Origin of the sequence: Halodesulfovibrio marinisediminis DSM 17456 (genome assembly GCF_900129975.1) — a bacterium.
In the GTDB taxonomy this organism is placed as follows: Bacteria; Desulfobacterota; Desulfovibrionia; order Desulfovibrionales; family Desulfovibrionaceae; genus Halodesulfovibrio; species Halodesulfovibrio marinisediminis.
Window position 1 is genome coordinate 467063 of sequence record NZ_FSRG01000004.1, and the last position, 15932, is coordinate 482994.

Genomic DNA, 15932 nt, shown 5'->3' on the forward strand with positions numbered 1-15932 from the left:
GTTACTCCGCCGTTGCGACATTGTTGCCAGAATGGACACCATTGTCGGAGTTATTGAGTGGCTTTTTTCCAGTGCCTTCTTTTCGTTCTCCTGCAATGGTCGGCGTAGCTTTTGAATCAAGGATGAGCGCCATTCCGGAGTATGCATTGCTCAGGTTTGAAGACACAATTGCGTCGGATTCTGAGATTCCTTCAGTAACGTACACTGCCTCAGGAGATTTCCAGATAATATTAAGTTTTCGAATGGCTAATTGACCGTTGGCGTAGAGCCACAGTTCGTTTTCGTTACGCACCAGAGAGCGCGGGATTTTATAGGCGGATTCGATAGTATTGCCTTCGATGGTTACATCAACGTAGTCGCCGAGCATAAGAGGCATCGTAAAGTTTTGCGACTTCAGGCCGCGCGGATCTTTAATAGCAACAACAACACGTGCAAGGCGTGTGGATTCTGTAAGGGTACCGGTAAGGCGCAGGACGTCGCCTTTCCATTTGGACACACCACCTTGGCGAACAACTGTGGCTGTAATGTTTTTGCGGGATAACCCAAGGTGCTCAAGGCGGTCTACAGGAACAGCGGCTTCAACCCAGTATTCATCAATGCCAACCAGCGTTGCGACGTTGGTAGATGTAGTGACTCTGGAGCCAAGGTTTACGCTTGTTTCTTGTATCATAACGTCGAACGGAGCGCGGAGTACGCATCGGGCAAGGTTAAGCTTAGCCTGTGCAACTTCAGCTCTTGCTTTTTCCAGTTCAGCCTTTGCTTTCATTAACTGCGGTTTACGTAACGCAAGTGCTGTGCTGTATTTAGCAGAGCTTTTGCTTTCGTCAAGAAGGCGCACCCCTTCTCTTGCAACTCGTTGCTGACCTTCTTCCAGCATTAATTCTGCTTCAGCAGTGGCAAGAGTGCTTATGCTTTTACGCAGGGCAATGTCATAATCCTTTGTGTCTATACGAAGGATTGTTTCGCCTTTTTTGATGATACCACCACCAGCAAATTGCGGGGCAGTCCACGCAACTGTTCCTGAAACCTCAGGAGTAAGTTTTACCTTTCGTGCAGGGATGACAGTGCCTGTGCCCTTGATTTGCATTGGAACAGGACCTTTTTTCAGGTGAACAACCTGAACGGTCGCCACTTTTTTAGTAGGAGCTTTTTTAGCCACTTTTGGCTTTGAGCCCATAAAATATGAATATCCACTAACGCCTAATGCAATCATGAGAGTGAATACAATGGCGTTGATAACTGCTTTTTTTCGGGATGTAGGATTGTTCTGCATACCGGTTAGATCCCCCCATTTTTATCGTCAGGCGTAGCATCGTGCACTTGTGCCAGGCTGTATGTCCAGCCTCCACCGAGGGCACGGTATAAAGTAATACGGAGCTTAATAAGCTCTGCTTGTTGTAGAATCATTTGTCGTTCTAGGCTCTGGACGTTTAAGACTTCCTGAAGCAGCGGCAAGTAACCGCTTTGTCCTTGGAGATAGCGCAATTGAGCATCTTCAAGGGTTTTTGCTGTGGCGTCCTTCTGTGCGGAAATTAGCCGTAAATATTCTTGTTGCTGTTCTTCATTGACCAGCGCATCTTCAACTTCTTGAATGGCTTTGGACACGGTGTCACTATATTGTGCAGTACGTTCTTCAACAACGGCACGTGTGCGTTCTACTTCCGAGGCTCGTAATCCACCATCAAGAAGTGGCTGCATAACGTTACCGGCAAGGGTCGCTACCCAGTTGTTGAACAGTACGGCTGCAACACTGCTCTGGAAGGCTGCATTCGCGTTGAGCGTGAATTGCGGCAGTCTGTTTGCCCGTGCTTCTGCAACGCTCCATTCAGCTGAGAAGAGCTTGAAGCCGGAAGAGCGGACGTCCGGTCTGTTTATCAGCAGATCAGAAGGTAATCCTGTTGTCGGAAGGGCAATCAGTTCAGGCAATTCTTTTTGAATAATGGTCGGGCGTTCCAACGGAGTACTTCCGATAAGGACGGAAAGAGCGTTAAGCAGCACTTGTTCTTTGGCAATCAGTAAAGGGAGTTCTGATTGACTGGATGCTAAAATTTGTCGTTGCTGCAGTACATCTACAGACTCTGCAATACCATTTATAAAGCGCAGTTCTTGAAATTCAAGTCGCTTTTTGTTGTTTTCAATCTGTTCATTTAAGATAGCAATTTCTTGGCGAACTCTGAGTAAATCAACCCATGTTTCCGCAACAGATGCCGCAACGGTAACGGCAGCAGCGTCGAGATCAGCTTGCGTTGCGTAAAATTGTTGTTCGCTTGCACTGCGTTGTGCTTTAATGCGTCCCCATAAGTCGAGCTCGTAAGCAGCGGCTGCACCAAGTTGGTATTGCTGGGTGTCATCATATTTACTTGGCTTTCCGGTACCTGCTTTTGATCCTGTTCGTCCGGCTTTGGCTCCACCCGTGAGGTCTAACGTCGGGTACTGGTCAGCACCTGCGCGTTTCAAGTTGGCACTCGCTTGTTTAAGACGGGCGTAAGCAACATTAATGGTAAAGTTGTCGGAGAGTGCTTTTTCGATAAGGGCGTTAAGCTCAGCGCTGTTAAAATTTTTCCACCATAGTGTGTCCGACTCCTGCCCTTCCACTTGAATAGAGTACGGTTTATCAAGCGGGATGTTGGGTTGTAAGGAGTGCGTCGGTGCAAAAGGAGCACATGCAGAGCAAAGAAAAATGCTTAGAAGTAGTGCTGGAAATGTATATTTGGGCATACAGTTCTTCTCGAGTGCAGTATGAGTGGTTAGTATAGTCGAGGTTTGGTTGTTGACATGTCAAGTAATGGCAGCTTTTTTGTTGTCGTGTCAATAATTCAAGTTGCAATTAACAAAACCTTATACTCGTCGCAGCGATTTTTAAAGCTTGAAACTGTATTGTTTTTATACAAATTAGCTTATTTGTTTGTTCCAGATTGTGTATTGGTTTGTATTTTATTAGTTTTTCATGTTGTGTGTGGTTAGCATGCTGCTGCAAGCGGCTGTGCGTTGACGATGTATGCAGTGCTCATTATGGTATCAAGCCGTACATAAAAATTGCATTTATCATTTGGAGTATCCGTGACTGATAGCACCCTTTCTCTTGATTCCAAAAAAGTAAAAAAAATTCTTGTTTGTCAGCTTAGACAAATTGGCGATGTTATGCTTTCTACGCCTGTTGCTGAGTTGCTTGCCAAGAAGTTTCCTGATGCGGAGATTCACTACTTTACAGAAAAAAAATGTGTTCCTGTGCTTCAGAATAACCCGTATATTTCAAAAATATGGGCGTTGGATAAAAAAGAATTATCCAACATTATTAAAGAATTTGCGTTTTACAGAAAGGTTGCGCGGCAGGGGTATGATTTGATGATTGGTTTGCAGCATCTTCCTCGAGTCCGCTGGGTATCTTATCTTACAGATGCGCCTGTTAAGCTGAGTTATCGTTCTTCATGGATTAACGATATCGGCTATACCCACCTTACCAAAAGCAAGAGCGGGTATGCTTCAGAGTCTAAGGCTGCAATCCTTGCTCCACTTGGTATTGAGTGGAACTGCACTCCCCCGAAGTTGTTTCTTACAGAGCAGGAACGTGATGCTATGTCTGCACGACTTAAAGAATGGGGCGTAACGGATGAGCATAGAATTATTACTATTGATGCTACTCACCATGATATTGGCAGAAAGTATCCTGCAGAAAACTATGCGAAAGTCATCAGCCTTTTAGCTGAAAAACATAAAGAATTACGATTTGTACTGCTGGCGGGTCCTGGAGAGGAAGGTATTTTTGATGAGGTTTTGAGTGCCTGCGAGACACCGGAAGCAGTGATAGTGCCTTCTCCGAGCTTACAATTGAGAGAGGTTGCTGCCTGTCAGGAACGCAGTATTCTGCATTTTGGAAACTGTTCTGCTCCACGCCATATGGCAGTAGCGGTAGGGACACCTACTTTTGTACCACTGGGATCAAGCAGTGATTCATGGCGTTTTCCGTCAGATGAACATGTAACTATCAAATCTGATATAGAATGTTGTCCTTGTGATAGCACAAGTTGCGCTATTGGATATAAGTGTCTGACAGAACTTGATCCAGAGTATGTTGCGACAAAAATCTTGGAACATATTAATTGTGTAAGTGTTTAGCTTCATTAATATACTATGACAACAGCCTCCTATCCTTACATACTGGTCTGAAATGTGTGTGCGGTGAATTTGCTGCATTAATTCAATATTGAGAGGCTGGTATGAAAAGATTGTTGATAGTGTGTGTAGCAGTGTTATCTGTCGCGTTATGTTCTTCTGCTTTTGCTAAGGATTGTTCTTATAACAAAAAGACTCCGGAACAGCGTGTTGAACGTATGACAAAGATGCTGGACCTGACTCCGGAACAGCAGGCAAAAGTAAAAGATATCATTATACGGCGGGATGCTGAAATGGGGCCGCTTTTTAAGTCACTTTCTGAAGCAACTGACAAAGAAGAACAGCGGGAAATTAAGATAGATATCCTAGAGCAGCATCAGCGGTTTAGAGAAGAGCTTAATGGCGTTCTAACTGATGCGCAGGCAAAGAAGTATCAGGAAGTTATCCATAACCACAAACAAGAATTGAAAAAGCGGAATCAAGGTTAAGCATTAAAAAAGGGAGAGCATATGCAGCTCTCCCTTTTTTAATGAGCAAATCGTATTGATTAAAAGCCCTTAATGGAATTAAGGCAGAAGGTAACAGCGGATTTAGTAATTTCATCACGCTCTGGCCAGAAAATGCGTCGGCGGTTAAGCCCTGCAAGCAACCAGGTGATAATTTCAGCAGTTTCGTCCACTTCAATGTCTTCGCGCACTGTACCGTCTTTAATGCCTCGTTCAAGACAGGCAACAATGGTCTGCTTCAGTGCACCTGTCATATTTTCCATAGCAATTTTAGCACTTGGAATTGTGGCGTACGTGGTAAGGATAACTTTGTATCCTGTTTCATGTTCGTTAACAAAACCCACTACGTCCTGAATGAGTGTCTCTAAAAGGCAATAGCCGGATTTCTGGCGAGCCTTAATTTCATCAAGCATGCCCTTGTACTCAGTAATGAGTTCTTCGATGATCTGATCAAAGATTTGCTGCTTCGACTTGTAATGTCGGTAAATAGCAGCATCTGTTACATGTGAAAGTTGCGCAATAAGAGCTACCGTTGTGCCCTTGAAACCTTTTTCAGCGAAGAGTTGGCGTGCATTATTAAGAATTAGTTCTTTGGATGAACCCATGTCTGCCCCACGATGTTAAATGATGGCCCTCTGAAATACGGGAACCTTATTCCTCCTTGATAGTGGAAATAAGAAGGAAAATCAATGCGTTGTGATTTACAGTAAATCCTGAGGGGTTCCTGTGTAATCACGGGCTGTTTCTTTGCCCCGAAGTACGCGTAAAACGCCGCCAGCAAGTGCATGCATCTCTTCTACAGCAGGGAAGATAATGGCAGGTGCAAGCGGTGGTAGATTGTTAATGATAGTTTCAACAAGTTTCTTGCTGTTTGCCATACCGCCAGTGAGAACATACCCATCAACGGTAATAGGGGCACTTTCACCTTCCTCAAGGTGCATAAGTGCAGGGAGAAGCCCCGAGAGCTCTTTTGCAATACAGTATGCGAGAGCTTCAAAAACAAGCTGCGCTTTTGTATCGCCTGCGGCTATACGTTTTTCAACTTCGCGCAGGTCATTGGTACCTAGGTGTGCCCAAAGCCCACCTGTTTTGAGGATACGTGACCGCAATTCCTCGTAAGTAAAGGTTCCATTTTTGACAAGGTCAAGTACACCCAGTGCCGTCAGGCGGCCGGTTCGTTCCGGTGAGAACGGGCCGTCACCTTCCAGTGCATTGACTACATCACAAATTTTACCATTACGGTGTGCAGCTACAGATACGCCTCCACCCATGTGGCATACGAGGAAGCGGCTGTTTGCATATTCTTTTCCCAGTTGCTCCGCTGCCTTTCGTGCTGCCGCCCTTTGGGATAGAGCATGAAAAACACTGCGTCGCGGAAGTTCCGGTAATCCACTGAGTCGGGCACGGTCGTCCATCTCGTCAGTAACAACGGTGTCGACAATATATGCCTTAACTCCATGTTCTTTTGCAAATTCGAGTGCTAGCGGTGCACCAAGGTTGCATGCGTGTTCTCCGTATTTAGCGGAGGCCAGATCTGAAAGCATGGCGGGGGTTACATTCCACGTGCCGCCACGCATTGGAGCAAGAAGTCCTCCACGACCTGCAATTCCATCAAATTTGATGGCGTCCATGCCGTGCTTTTTGAGTACTGTTTTAATGGTACTGCGTCGAAGTTCCATTTGTTCAGTAGCAGTGTTAAAGGCGAGTGTTTCTTGCTTGTCGTGTTCTGCAGTGTGGGAGAAAAGTTCTTTTTCACCATCAAAAACAGCAACTTTGGTTGAAGTAGAACCCGGATTAATAACCAGAATATGCTCTGCCATTAAGGCGACTCCTTTTCATCCATAGCCATAGCGATGGCCAGTGCAATAGAGTAGAATTTTGTGCGGTCAGTATCACCACGGGAAGGAAGTACAATTGGTACTTCGCTGCCGACTACCATGCCGGCCATATCCAGATTCATGAGTGCGGTAAGCGACTTGTATAGGATGTTTCCGCTCTCAATGTCCGGTGCAACTAGGATATCAGCCTTGCCTGCTACCGGATTTTCGACGCCTTTGCACTCAACAGCACGCATAGATACCGCAAGGTCGAGTGCAAATGGACCGGCAACATATGCGTCACCGAATTCTCCCTGTTCTGCCATTTTTGCAACCATCTGAGCGTCGAGAGTGGCAGGCATTGCAGGGTAAATAACTTTTTCTGTCGCTGCGAGCATTGCAACTTTGGGGCGCTCAATTTTGAGCACTTTTGCAACGCGTAACGCGTTTTTAACAATATCAACTTTACGCTGCATATTTGGCGCAATGTTGATGCCGGCATCTGTGATAATCATTAGCCGGTCATCGTTTGGGGCATTGAAAAGCCCGACATGGGAAAGAACGCCTTTAGGAGGCATGCCGGTTTCTTTGTTAAGAATACCGCGCAATAGGACATCGGTGTTAACTTTGCCTTTCATGATGGCGCTGGCATGGCCTTCTTTCACCAGTTCAATACATTTTGCCACAGCTTCTGCAGGCTCAGGTACGTGATGTTTCTCAAATGGGGAAAGATCAATATCACGTTCTGCAGCAAGTTTTTCTGCGAGTTCCAGATTGCCAACAAGAATTGGTTCTGCAATTCCTTTTGCATATGCTTCAGCACAAGCGCGTAACACAAAGCCTTCGGCACAAGCTGCAACTGCGAGTTTTGTTGTTACGTGGCTTTCAATAATATAATCTGCAAGGGACTGAAGGGAATTTATAGGCATAGTGCAAGTCTCCGGCCTATTTATTCATCGCCACGTTTGAGAGCAACAACACCGGTTCTGCACAGACCGCGTATGCCGTGCGGGCGCAGCATTTTGATGAGCCCGTCTACTTTGTCTTCATCGCCTGTAATTTCAATAGTAATAGTTTCCTGCCCCATGCTTACAACATCTGCACGGAATACTTCAAAAATCTGCATTACCTGCGTCATGGTGTCTTTAGTAAAGCCTACTTTGATAAGTGCCATCTGGCGATCAACAAAGTCATGGCGTTCAAGTGTATCTACTTCGGATACCGCAGGGAGGTTTGCAATGTCTTCAATAAGAGTTTTGATAGTAGCAGACTTGCAATCAACAGTAATAACGAGTCTGGAAACTTCAAATTCCTCTGTTTCAGCACAGGAAATTGATTTGAAATTGACGCTACGGTCTCGGAATACAGCAGTAACGTCTGCAACAACACCCGGCTGGTTTTTAACCAGCGCTGAGATAGTATAAATCATCTAACACTCCTTACTACCAGTAACTCTTACAGTACCCTGATATGGGTATAGAGGTGGCACTGCGAGAAAGTTACGCAGTGGTCAGTAACTTCTTCCTAATATATTCAACAACGATAGGAAAGCTTGAGTTCAGAAAAGTACACAAGTTAGTGACTACAAACAAGCGGGAGTATGTTGCTTGTTTTCTAGATAAGACAATAGCAGGGCTACCGTAAAAACGGTAGCCCTGCTGAAAGTTCTATAATGTTAGCTTATTACAGGTCGAAGCGTCCTTTTTCATCCATAACTGGACATACAAGGTCAACTCCGGAGCGTATATGAAGGTCCATTAACGTGCGCAGGGAGTAGGGAGTATGCCTTGATAGCCGTATGATGAATGTCCGTAGAAGCGAAGGCGTAGCTCGCCCCTGTATATAAAGACGGCGCATCCATTGCCACCGTGCTTTGTACGGATAACATTGTTTCACACCTGTTGCCTGAACAGCCCGATCCATCGATTCAATTGCTAAATCGCCTCGGCGGACCAGTTGGAAGTCAATATCTGGTACTCGCTGTCCCATATCATCACCTCGTGTTTCGCTAAAAAGGGGGGATTTCCCACAATATCTTTCTGCCACCCCATACCAGCTGGAACAATGATTGTTTCCGAAATAAAAACATGTATACTGAAAATACTAATAAGGAGAGTGGGATGGATGTGTGCGAAGTCAGTTTTTTATGGTAGCGTGGTTGGTCGTGGTGTCAGTTGCGTAGGCAGCAGTGCTAAGGAGTAGTCCTGTTATGGAATTCATATGTTGCTGATGACATCGGATGAGTTGTTTCACTTGCTCTTTGCAGGCGTATTCATGGTGCTACATCGTTGTTTTTTGCGCAACAAGTTGCAGAAGGATATATGTTGTACGAAAGTTGATTGAAATGGCTAATAATGTTGTGCAAATGGATGGTGAGATTGACGAGTGAAAACGGTTAAAAATTCTCGATTGTTAAGTAGGTTATGTGCTGTTCTTGCCTATTGTTGGGAAAGCATATACATAATTGGAAAATGGATTTGAATCTCTTGAAATTAGGAGACGTAATAATATGTGTGGAATTGTTGGGTATACAGGTCATAGACCTGCTGTCCCTATTGCAGTTAAGGGCTTAAAAAGCCTTGAATATCGTGGGTACGATTCAGCTGGTGTTGCGTTTGTTCAGAACAAGCAGCTTACAACCGTTCGTGCTGAAGGCAAGCTTGTGAATCTTGAGTCCAAGCTTGAGGCCATGAATATTTCACTTGCTACATCCTGCATGGGGCATACCCGTTGGGCAACGCACGGTGCACCGACTGAACGCAATGCTCATCCACATAAATCATGGGATGAATCACTTGCGATAGTTCACAACGGTATCATTGAGAACTATCAGGAGCTGAAAGACCTGTTGACCTCAAAAGGGTACGGTTTCCGTTCAGACACAGATTCTGAAGTCTTTTGTAACCTCATCGCAGAAGGTGTAAAAGAGACCGGTTCTCTGGAAAAAGGATTGAGCTGGGCTGTAAACAAAGCTGATGGTGCATACTCTGTTCTTGTTATGGAAGAGAGTAACCCGTGTGTTATTTATGGTGCACGTTGTGCGTGTCCTTTTGTTTTGGGCGTAGGGCAGGGTGAAAACTTTGTGGCATCCGACATCCCTGCGTTTCTTGCGTACACTCGTGATGTAGTTTTCCTTGAAGACGGTGAGATGGTGCGTATTGATGCAAACAGCTGGACTGTAAAAGATGCACACACTCTTACTCCGATTGAAAAAGAAGTGCACCACATTGAATGGGACGTGCAAGCTGCACAGAAGGACGGATACAAGCATTTTATGCTTAAAGAGATCTTTGAACAGCCTCGTGTTGTGAAAGATTGTCTTGCCGGCCGTGTTGACTGGCAGAAGCAGATTGCTGTTTTGCCAGAGCTGAGTACTATGCCTGTTCCAAAGCGCTTGCATATTGTTGCATGCGGTACAAGTTTTAACGCAGGGCAATGGGCACAGCACCTTTTTGAAAGTTGGGCGCGTATTCCTGTTACCGTTGAAATCGCTTCTGAGTTCAGATACCGAGACGTGATCCTTGATGAGGGTGACGTAGTTCTGGTTATCAGTCAGTCCGGCGAGACCGCAGACACTCTTGCAGCGCTCCGCATTGCGAAAGAAAGGGGTATTCCGGTAGTTGGACTTTGTAACGTTGTGGGTTCATCTATAGCACGTGAATCTGACATTACGGTCTACACACAGGCTGGTCCTGAGATTTCTGTTGCTTCTACTAAGGCAATGTGTTCTCAGATGGCGGTATTGCTACTGATGGGGCTTTCCTGGGCAGATCGTAAAGATATGCTTGATGATAAACTGCGCCGTGAAATGTTTGACGGTCTCCGTAAGCTTCCTGAAATTCTGGAAGCGGAATTGCCGCGTATTCGTGAAGATGCAAAACGTCTTGCACGCGAATACTCCACAGCTCGCAGTTTCTTCTTCCTTGGACGCGGTGTCGGGTACCCGCTTGCAATGGAAGGTGCTCTCAAGCTTAAAGAGATTTCATATATTCATGCTGAAGGGTATGCAGCCGGTGAAATGAAACACGGCCCTATTGCTCTTATTGATCCGGAGTTTCCAACTTTCGCTATTGCGTTAAATGACCAGTTCTTTGCCAAGGTTAAGTCTAACCTTGAAGAAGTGCAGGCACGCGCAGGCGATGTGATTGCATTGACGAACCCGAACTCCGATCTCTCTGTGAAACATAAATGGGTCCTGCCGGAATTTGCGTATCCACTTTCATCGTTTTTGGTACTTCCGGCGTTACAATTGTTTAGTTATGAGGCTGCTGATTATCTTGGTAAAGATGTGGATCAGCCGCGTAACCTTGCCAAGAGCGTTACAGTAGAGTAGCGGGACGGGATTATTGGTAATTGAATAGTAAGAAACCTTCCTGCTTTGGTAGCACAATCAGGAAGGTTTTTTTGTGTAAGGGTGGTTGAGATAAGCGGAATGTATACTGCCTTAGACGCGTGAAGATTGCTGTGCGTTTTTATCTTCAATTACAGGTGTCGTGTTTTTGTCAACAATGCTGTTTGGTTGCAGAAACAGGAAGGTGCTTGCCTGTGCGTTTGTAGTCGTACATTTTGTATGGATAACATATGGGGGAAAGAGAGAGCTGTCTTACATCTAAGGAAGGAAATATGCTGCATTCAGAGCCGCTATGGGCTGAAATAGATCTTTCTGCAATTCGTCACAACATTCGGGAAATTCGTCATCTCGTTGGAGACCAGAAGGCAATGCTCGTTGTTGTCAAAGGCAATGCGTATGGCCATGGAGCAATTCAGGTCGCAAATGCCGTTGTACGAGAAGGTGTAGAGTACTTGGGTGTTGCCCGGTTGAGCGAAGCAATTGTCCTGAGAAATGCAGGCATTAAAGCGCCTATTTTGATTCTCGGCTATACTCCGCCTGACTGTGCGCCACGGCTGGTTGATTTGAAGCTGACACAGACTGTGCATTCATGCGAATACGCAGAGCGCCTTGCTTCATTTCTGCGTTGTGCCAATGCTAAACTGACTGTCCATGTTAAGATTGATACTGGCATGGGACGGTTGGGGTTGCTTCCGGAAAGTGTTCCAGGACAATCTTCTATTGTTGACCGTGTTCAGGATATTGCGCGTCACGGTGTTTTTGATCTGGAAGGAATTTTTACGCATTTCGCTGCAAGCGATGCGGAATGTCTGGATAATGCCTACCGTCAGTTAGAGCTGTTTACAGAGACTATTGATGCTTTGAAGACTGCAGGATTTGATTTCCCACTTATCCATGCTGCAAATAGTGCGGCAATTATGACAATGCCTGAAGCATATTTTAACATGGTGCGTCCGGGGATTGTAACATATGGATTGTATCCATCTGATTCAGTTGACCGCAGCTTGCTAGATCTGAAGCCAGCCATGACGGTAAAGGCGTCTTTAGTGAGTGTTAAGGAAGCTCCAAACGGTACCACCGTGAGCTATGGGCATACACATGTATGCAAGGGAAATACTCGAATCGGTGTGGTACCTATTGGCTATGCAGACGGGTATGATCGATATCTTTCTTCCAAAGGGGTAATGCTTGTTCATGGCCAGCGTGCTTCAGTTGTAGGCAGAGTTTGTATGGATCAGACCATGATTGATCTTGGTGAGGATTCCACGGCTCAATGTGGCGATGAGGTAGTTATTCTTGGTAAACAGGGAGATAACTCTGTTACTGCAGATGACATGGCTCAGATGCTTGGCACCATCAACTATGAGGTTGTTGCAAGTCTTATGGCGCGCGTACGCCGAGTGTATATTTAGTCGAACAAATTAGTTACTGTAAGATAAGCCGGGACCGACTGTTGTTCCGGCTTTTTTTTATATTATTCCAATCTGCTTGGTGTCTCTTTATTTTTTATTAACAATTCAGTATTGTTGGAAACGTTTAATATAAAGTGATGTCATCGTCGGAATAGTAGGTACAAAAGTGAACACGTTTAATATGCATGTTGGTGAATCTCTTAATATCCAGTTGGCTAGCACGGGACAACGTTGTTGGGGGGAAGTTGTTGGAGTCAAAAAGGATAAGTATATCCTTGTTGAAACTGGTAAGAGCCAGAACTCTATAACTTTTTTTCCTGAAGATTCTGTAACCATACGTTGTATAAATAATGGAGATGGTGTTCTTTGTGGCTTTAGAACGACCGTTGCGCGCTATCTGACGGAACCGTTTACACAGGTGATTTTGCATTACCCTCAGGATATTGAGCGAATGCAATTACGTAATGAATGCAGATACAACTGCTTCTGCCCTGTGACTGTGCAATATGAAGATAAGCTTTATGATGGGATGTTGATAAACATTTCTCAGCATGGAGGGAAAATAGTATTGCCTGCATTATCGGAGGATGAGAGCGGGGAGCCTCAGGAATATCCATTTTATGAAGATCAGAAGCTTGCATTTAATTTTAAACCGTTCGGGGCTTCATCGTCAGTTGCGATTAATGCAGTGATCAGGCGCATAATCATGCGTGATGGTGGTATGACGTTAGGTGTATTTATTGAAAATGTTCCTGAAGAAGAAAAAGTTTTCTTTGAATTTTTAGAACGTTGTAAAAAATTTAGCGAACTGGCATAATAGAATAAGGCTTGCTTTGTTCTATTTTTGTTGAGTTAGGATTGGTGAAAGCGTTTAGTGCTATTAGTTAGCTCTAGGCGCTTTTTTTGTGTATAATAAAGAAAATACGCCAACCCATTCAATGAATAGGGGCAGTATAAATAAAAAAACAGAACCCCCCTTCTGGTGGAGAAGGGGGGCGAAGAGCGTTTCATAAAGAAATTTATGAGAAAGATACCTGCTAGTGGTGGTGGAGCAGTGATGCAAGCGGAAACGCATCTCGTACCTTAGATTGATTGGTCAATCAGTGAGTGAAGTTTAGTACCAGAAGCTGAGGCTGTCAATGCAAAAAGATGAAGCTATGAAAAACTAAGCCCCTATCAAGAATGATAAGGGCTTAGTGAATGATTTGGGAAAAATGTTGTTGATATTTGGCGTTAAGCTCCAAGAGCGGCAGCCACAGAAGCGGCAACGCGTTCTCCGTCAATAGCAGCGGAAACAATGCCGCCTGCATATCCAGCACCTTCACCACATGGGAAAAGTCCACGCACAGATGGATGTTCAAGTGTCTGCCTATCGCGAAGCACACGAACCGGAGAACTTGTTCTGGATTCAACCGCCATCATTTTAGCTTCGTTAGAGTCAAACCCTTTGTATTTTCTGCCAAATACAGGAAGAGCCTTAGCGAGTCTGTCTGCAACATTGTGCGGCAATAGCTCGTTGAGCGGCGCTGAGTATAACCCTGGAACATAGGACGACTTAGGAAGTGTGTCCGAAATTTTTCCGGCGATGAAGTCTCCTACACGCTGTGCTGGTGCTTTCTGTGATGCACCGTCTCCAGCTTCAAACATCGTTTTTTCAACAGCAGCCTGAAATGCGAGTGCGGCAAGAGGATTGGAAGGATCACCACCAACATCTTCAAGACGAATTTCAACGACGAGTCCTGCGTTTGCAAACGGCGCACTGCGGCTGGACATGCTCATACCGTTAAGTACCAGTTCTCCGGGAGCAGTTGAAGCCGGAACTACAAAGCCTCCGGGACACATGCAGAAAGAGAACACGCCGCGCTCTTCTACTTGTGTTGTAATACGGTAGCTTGCTGCGGGTAAGTTTTTATGACGCGGTGACTGGTGGTAGAATATTTGATCGATGAGTGGCTGCGGGTGTTCGATTCGAACACCAAGTGCAAATGGCTTAGCTTCAACCGGAATGTTGTTACGAACAAGCATGTGGAAGATGTCACGCGCAGAATGGCCTGTGGCCAAAATTACGGCATCGGCATCAACACGTTCACCAGAGGCGAGAACAGCACCCTTTATGGTATCTCTATCTTTGATGAGGTCGGTGACATGTGCGTTGAAGTGAATTTCACCGCCTGCGGCAATAATAGCTTCGCGCATGTTGCTGACAATGCGTGGCAGCATGTTGGAACCCAAATGCGGATGCGCATCAATGCGTATGTCTGGATCTGCACCATTCTCGATAAACAGGTTGAGAATACGTTTTACATTGCCGCGTTTTGTAGCACGTGTGTAGAGCTTGCCGTCTGAATAGGTGCCTGCGCCACCTTCACCGAAGCAGTAGTTTGAGTTTGGGTCAACTACGCCATCAGCCTGAATTTTTTTCAGGTCATAGCGTCGTGCTGTTACATCTTTACCGCGTTCAAGAATGATCGGCTTTATGCCTTTTTCTAAAAGAGTGAGTGCTGCAAAGTAACCGGCAGGTCCTGCACCAACGATAGCTACTCGTTTTCCAGTTAATTTTTCCGGACAAAAAACAGAGCCGGCCTGCTCTTCTAGTGCTTCGCCCAGTTGAACTTGGCAGACAAACTGAGGGCGGCGGGAGCGCGCATCAATTGAACGGCGCACGGTATGTGTCTGAATTTCTGGTGCGTTCGGAAATCCAGCTTTTTTAAGTGCAGCCTTACGGATTACTTTTTCATTGGTAATATCGCGCGGGTCAATTTTGACCTCAACCGTTTTTGATTCGGTTACTGGTGTCATTCGGTACTCTTTTCTGAAAATATAAAATGCTGGTCGTTATTACGATAACGCCGCTCTCTATATAATCATCTTGGTTGGTTCGTCAAAAAAGAATGTGAAATTGTAATATCTTGAAATATAAGTTTATTGCTCTAGATGTTTACACATGGCTTCATAACCATCTTGTATAGTACGGTAAATATGTGTGGCTCCCTTGGGGCGTTCTGCAGATTTTGCAGTTAACATAAGCCAGCATGCATCCATACCAGCGGTACGCGCACCTTGAATATCTGTTGCAGGATTATCCCCAACCATCAAGCAGTACTCTGCAGCGATGTTGAAGTCCTGCATGATGCATTCATAAGCATATGCTTCAGGTTTACCGAATGGTTGTGGCTTAATACCTGTCATGGCAGTAACGGCAGCAGCAAGCGCACCAGTTTCCGGTTCCTTCCCTCCATCCAGTGAAGGGTGAGTGAGGTCAGCATTGCACGCATAAAAAATTGCCCCTTTAAGAATCCGATTTGCACAGGCTTTCAGACGTGTGAAGTCAAAATTTAGATCCCGACCAAGGATAAGAATGTCCGTTTCGACATCAGATTCCGGCAAAACAACAGTGTGCCCCTGTTTTGTGAACTCAGAGATTAGGTCGTCTGTTCCAGCAACACAAAGAGTTGAGATGCCATGCTGCTGCGTGACGAAGCGTGAAGTTAACGTAGATGCGAGATAAAGAGTACTTGGTGGAGCATCTACTCCCATTTTTTCTAATTTCTTGCTTATGGTTTCAGGGGAATGCGTTGAGTTGTTACTAAGGAATAAAACATTTTTATTCTGTTTGCGTAGGAGCGTTAATAGCTCTGGAGCACCTTCGGCAACGGTGTTGCCAAAATGGATACATCCATCAAGGTCGAAGATGAATGTTGAGTAGTCAAAAAGTTTTTTTGGTGAATGCATT

Annotated in this window: 14 protein-coding genes; 5 read left to right on the forward strand and 9 right to left on the reverse strand. The window is 45.2% G+C overall.

Going from position 1 to position 15932, the window contains the following annotated elements:
* Position 1: 1 nt before the first annotated feature.
* Complete coding sequence (locus BUR09_RS06660; protein ID WP_074216166.1) at positions 2-1273, reverse strand: efflux RND transporter periplasmic adaptor subunit; 1272 nt, start codon at positions 1271-1273, stop codon at positions 2-4.
* 5 nt (positions 1274-1278) lie between these two features.
* Positions 1279-2718 carry an efflux transporter outer membrane subunit gene (locus BUR09_RS06665; RefSeq protein WP_074216167.1) on the reverse strand — a complete coding sequence of 480 codons (1440 nt, stop codon included), beginning with the start codon at positions 2716-2718 and terminating at the stop codon, positions 1279-1281.
* A 342-nt stretch (positions 2719-3060) separates the two neighbouring features.
* On the opposite strand from BUR09_RS06665, the gene BUR09_RS06670 reads away from it, so the two are divergent.
* Positions 3061-4116: a glycosyltransferase family 9 protein gene (locus BUR09_RS06670; protein WP_074216168.1), complete on the forward strand. Its 1056-nt coding sequence runs from the start codon at positions 3061-3063 to the stop codon at positions 4114-4116.
* 101 nt (positions 4117-4217) lie between these two features.
* The gene (locus tag BUR09_RS06675) at positions 4218-4601 is read left to right on the forward strand and encodes a Spy/CpxP family protein refolding chaperone (RefSeq protein WP_074216169.1); all 384 of its coding nucleotides are present in this window, start codon (positions 4218-4220) and stop codon (positions 4599-4601) included.
* A gap of 59 nt (positions 4602-4660) precedes the next feature.
* Here BUR09_RS06675 and BUR09_RS06680 read toward each other — a convergent pair whose 3' ends face one another.
* The 5 genes from BUR09_RS06680 to BUR09_RS16655 all read right to left on the reverse strand — a co-directional run bounded on the left by BUR09_RS06680 (position 4661) and on the right by BUR09_RS16655 (position 8425).
* Positions 4661-5224 (reverse strand): TetR/AcrR family transcriptional regulator, encoded by a 564-nt coding sequence (locus BUR09_RS06680; protein WP_074216170.1) that lies wholly within the window; start codon positions 5222-5224, stop codon positions 4661-4663.
* A gap of 96 nt (positions 5225-5320) precedes the next feature.
* A complete protein-coding gene (gene buk / locus BUR09_RS06685) occupies positions 5321-6439 on the reverse strand; it encodes a butyrate kinase (RefSeq protein ID WP_074216171.1) in 1119 nt (372 codons plus the stop codon).
* Positions 6439-7365, reverse strand: a complete 927-nt coding sequence (locus BUR09_RS06690; RefSeq protein WP_074216172.1) for a bifunctional enoyl-CoA hydratase/phosphate acetyltransferase — start codon at positions 7363-7365, stop codon at positions 6439-6441. Before BUR09_RS06690 ends, buk begins: the two co-directional genes overlap by 1 nt.
* A gap of 20 nt (positions 7366-7385) precedes the next feature.
* Positions 7386-7865 carry an acetolactate synthase small subunit gene (gene ilvN / locus BUR09_RS06695; RefSeq protein WP_074216173.1) on the reverse strand — a complete coding sequence of 160 codons (480 nt, stop codon included), beginning with the start codon at positions 7863-7865 and terminating at the stop codon, positions 7386-7388.
* A gap of 254 nt (positions 7866-8119) precedes the next feature.
* Positions 8120-8425 (reverse strand): hypothetical protein, encoded by a 306-nt coding sequence (locus BUR09_RS16655; RefSeq protein WP_139296750.1) that lies wholly within the window; start codon positions 8423-8425, stop codon positions 8120-8122.
* A gap of 520 nt (positions 8426-8945) precedes the next feature.
* On the opposite strand from BUR09_RS16655, the gene glmS reads away from it, so the two are divergent.
* From glmS to BUR09_RS06710, 3 genes are all read left to right on the forward strand, one after another.
* The gene (gene glmS, locus BUR09_RS06700; protein ID WP_074216174.1) at positions 8946-10769 is read left to right on the forward strand and encodes a glutamine--fructose-6-phosphate transaminase (isomerizing); all 1824 of its coding nucleotides are present in this window, start codon (positions 8946-8948) and stop codon (positions 10767-10769) included.
* Between the two features lie 290 nt (positions 10770-11059).
* Complete coding sequence (alr, locus tag BUR09_RS06705; protein ID WP_074216175.1) at positions 11060-12199, forward strand: alanine racemase; 1140 nt, start codon at positions 11060-11062, stop codon at positions 12197-12199.
* Between the two features lie 166 nt (positions 12200-12365).
* Positions 12366-13016, forward strand: coding sequence for a PilZ domain-containing protein (locus BUR09_RS06710; protein ID WP_139296751.1), 651 nt, complete (start codon positions 12366-12368; stop codon positions 13014-13016).
* Between the two features lie 416 nt (positions 13017-13432).
* Here BUR09_RS06710 and BUR09_RS06715 read toward each other — a convergent pair whose 3' ends face one another.
* Together BUR09_RS06715 and BUR09_RS06720 are read right to left on the reverse strand one after the other, a co-directional pair.
* Positions 13433-14998, reverse strand: coding sequence for an NAD(P)/FAD-dependent oxidoreductase (locus BUR09_RS06715; protein WP_074216177.1), 1566 nt, complete (start codon positions 14996-14998; stop codon positions 13433-13435).
* Between the two features lie 123 nt (positions 14999-15121).
* Entirely contained in the window at positions 15122-15931 is an 810-nt protein-coding gene (locus BUR09_RS06720) for an HAD-IIA family hydrolase (RefSeq protein ID WP_074216178.1), read from the reverse strand.
* Position 15932: the final 1 nt, after the last annotated feature.

Excerpts from the sequence above, each read along its gene's own strand:
- BUR09_RS06660 (WP_074216166.1), bottom strand. The coding sequence starts at position 1,273 with ATGCAGAACAATCCTACATCCCGAAAAAAAGCAGTTATCAACGCCATT.
- BUR09_RS06665 (WP_074216167.1), bottom strand. The coding sequence starts at position 2,718 with ATGCCCAAATATACATTTCCAGCACTACTTCTAAGCATTTTTCTTTGC.
- BUR09_RS06675 (WP_074216169.1), top strand. The coding sequence starts at position 4,218 with ATGAAAAGATTGTTGATAGTGTGTGTAGCAGTGTTATCTGTCGCGTTA.
- BUR09_RS06680 (WP_074216170.1), bottom strand. The coding sequence starts at position 5,224 with ATGGGTTCATCCAAAGAACTAATTCTTAATAATGCACGCCAACTCTTC.
- buk (WP_074216171.1), bottom strand. The coding sequence starts at position 6,439 with ATGGCAGAGCATATTCTGGTTATTAATCCGGGTTCTACTTCAACCAAA.
- BUR09_RS06690 (WP_074216172.1), bottom strand. The coding sequence starts at position 7,365 with ATGCCTATAAATTCCCTTCAGTCCCTTGCAGATTATATTATTGAAAGC.
- ilvN (WP_074216173.1), bottom strand. The coding sequence starts at position 7,865 with ATGATTTATACTATCTCAGCGCTGGTTAAAAACCAGCCGGGTGTTGTT.
- BUR09_RS16655 (WP_139296750.1), bottom strand. The coding sequence starts at position 8,425 with ATGGGACAGCGAGTACCAGATATTGACTTCCAACTGGTCCGCCGAGGC.
- glmS (WP_074216174.1), top strand. The coding sequence starts at position 8,946 with ATGTGTGGAATTGTTGGGTATACAGGTCATAGACCTGCTGTCCCTATT.
- alr (WP_074216175.1), top strand. The coding sequence starts at position 11,060 with ATGCTGCATTCAGAGCCGCTATGGGCTGAAATAGATCTTTCTGCAATT.
- BUR09_RS06715 (WP_074216177.1), bottom strand. The coding sequence starts at position 14,998 with ATGACACCAGTAACCGAATCAAAAACGGTTGAGGTCAAAATTGACCCG.
- BUR09_RS06720 (WP_074216178.1), bottom strand. The coding sequence starts at position 15,931 with ATGCATTCACCAAAAAAACTTTTTGACTACTCAACATTCATCTTCGAC.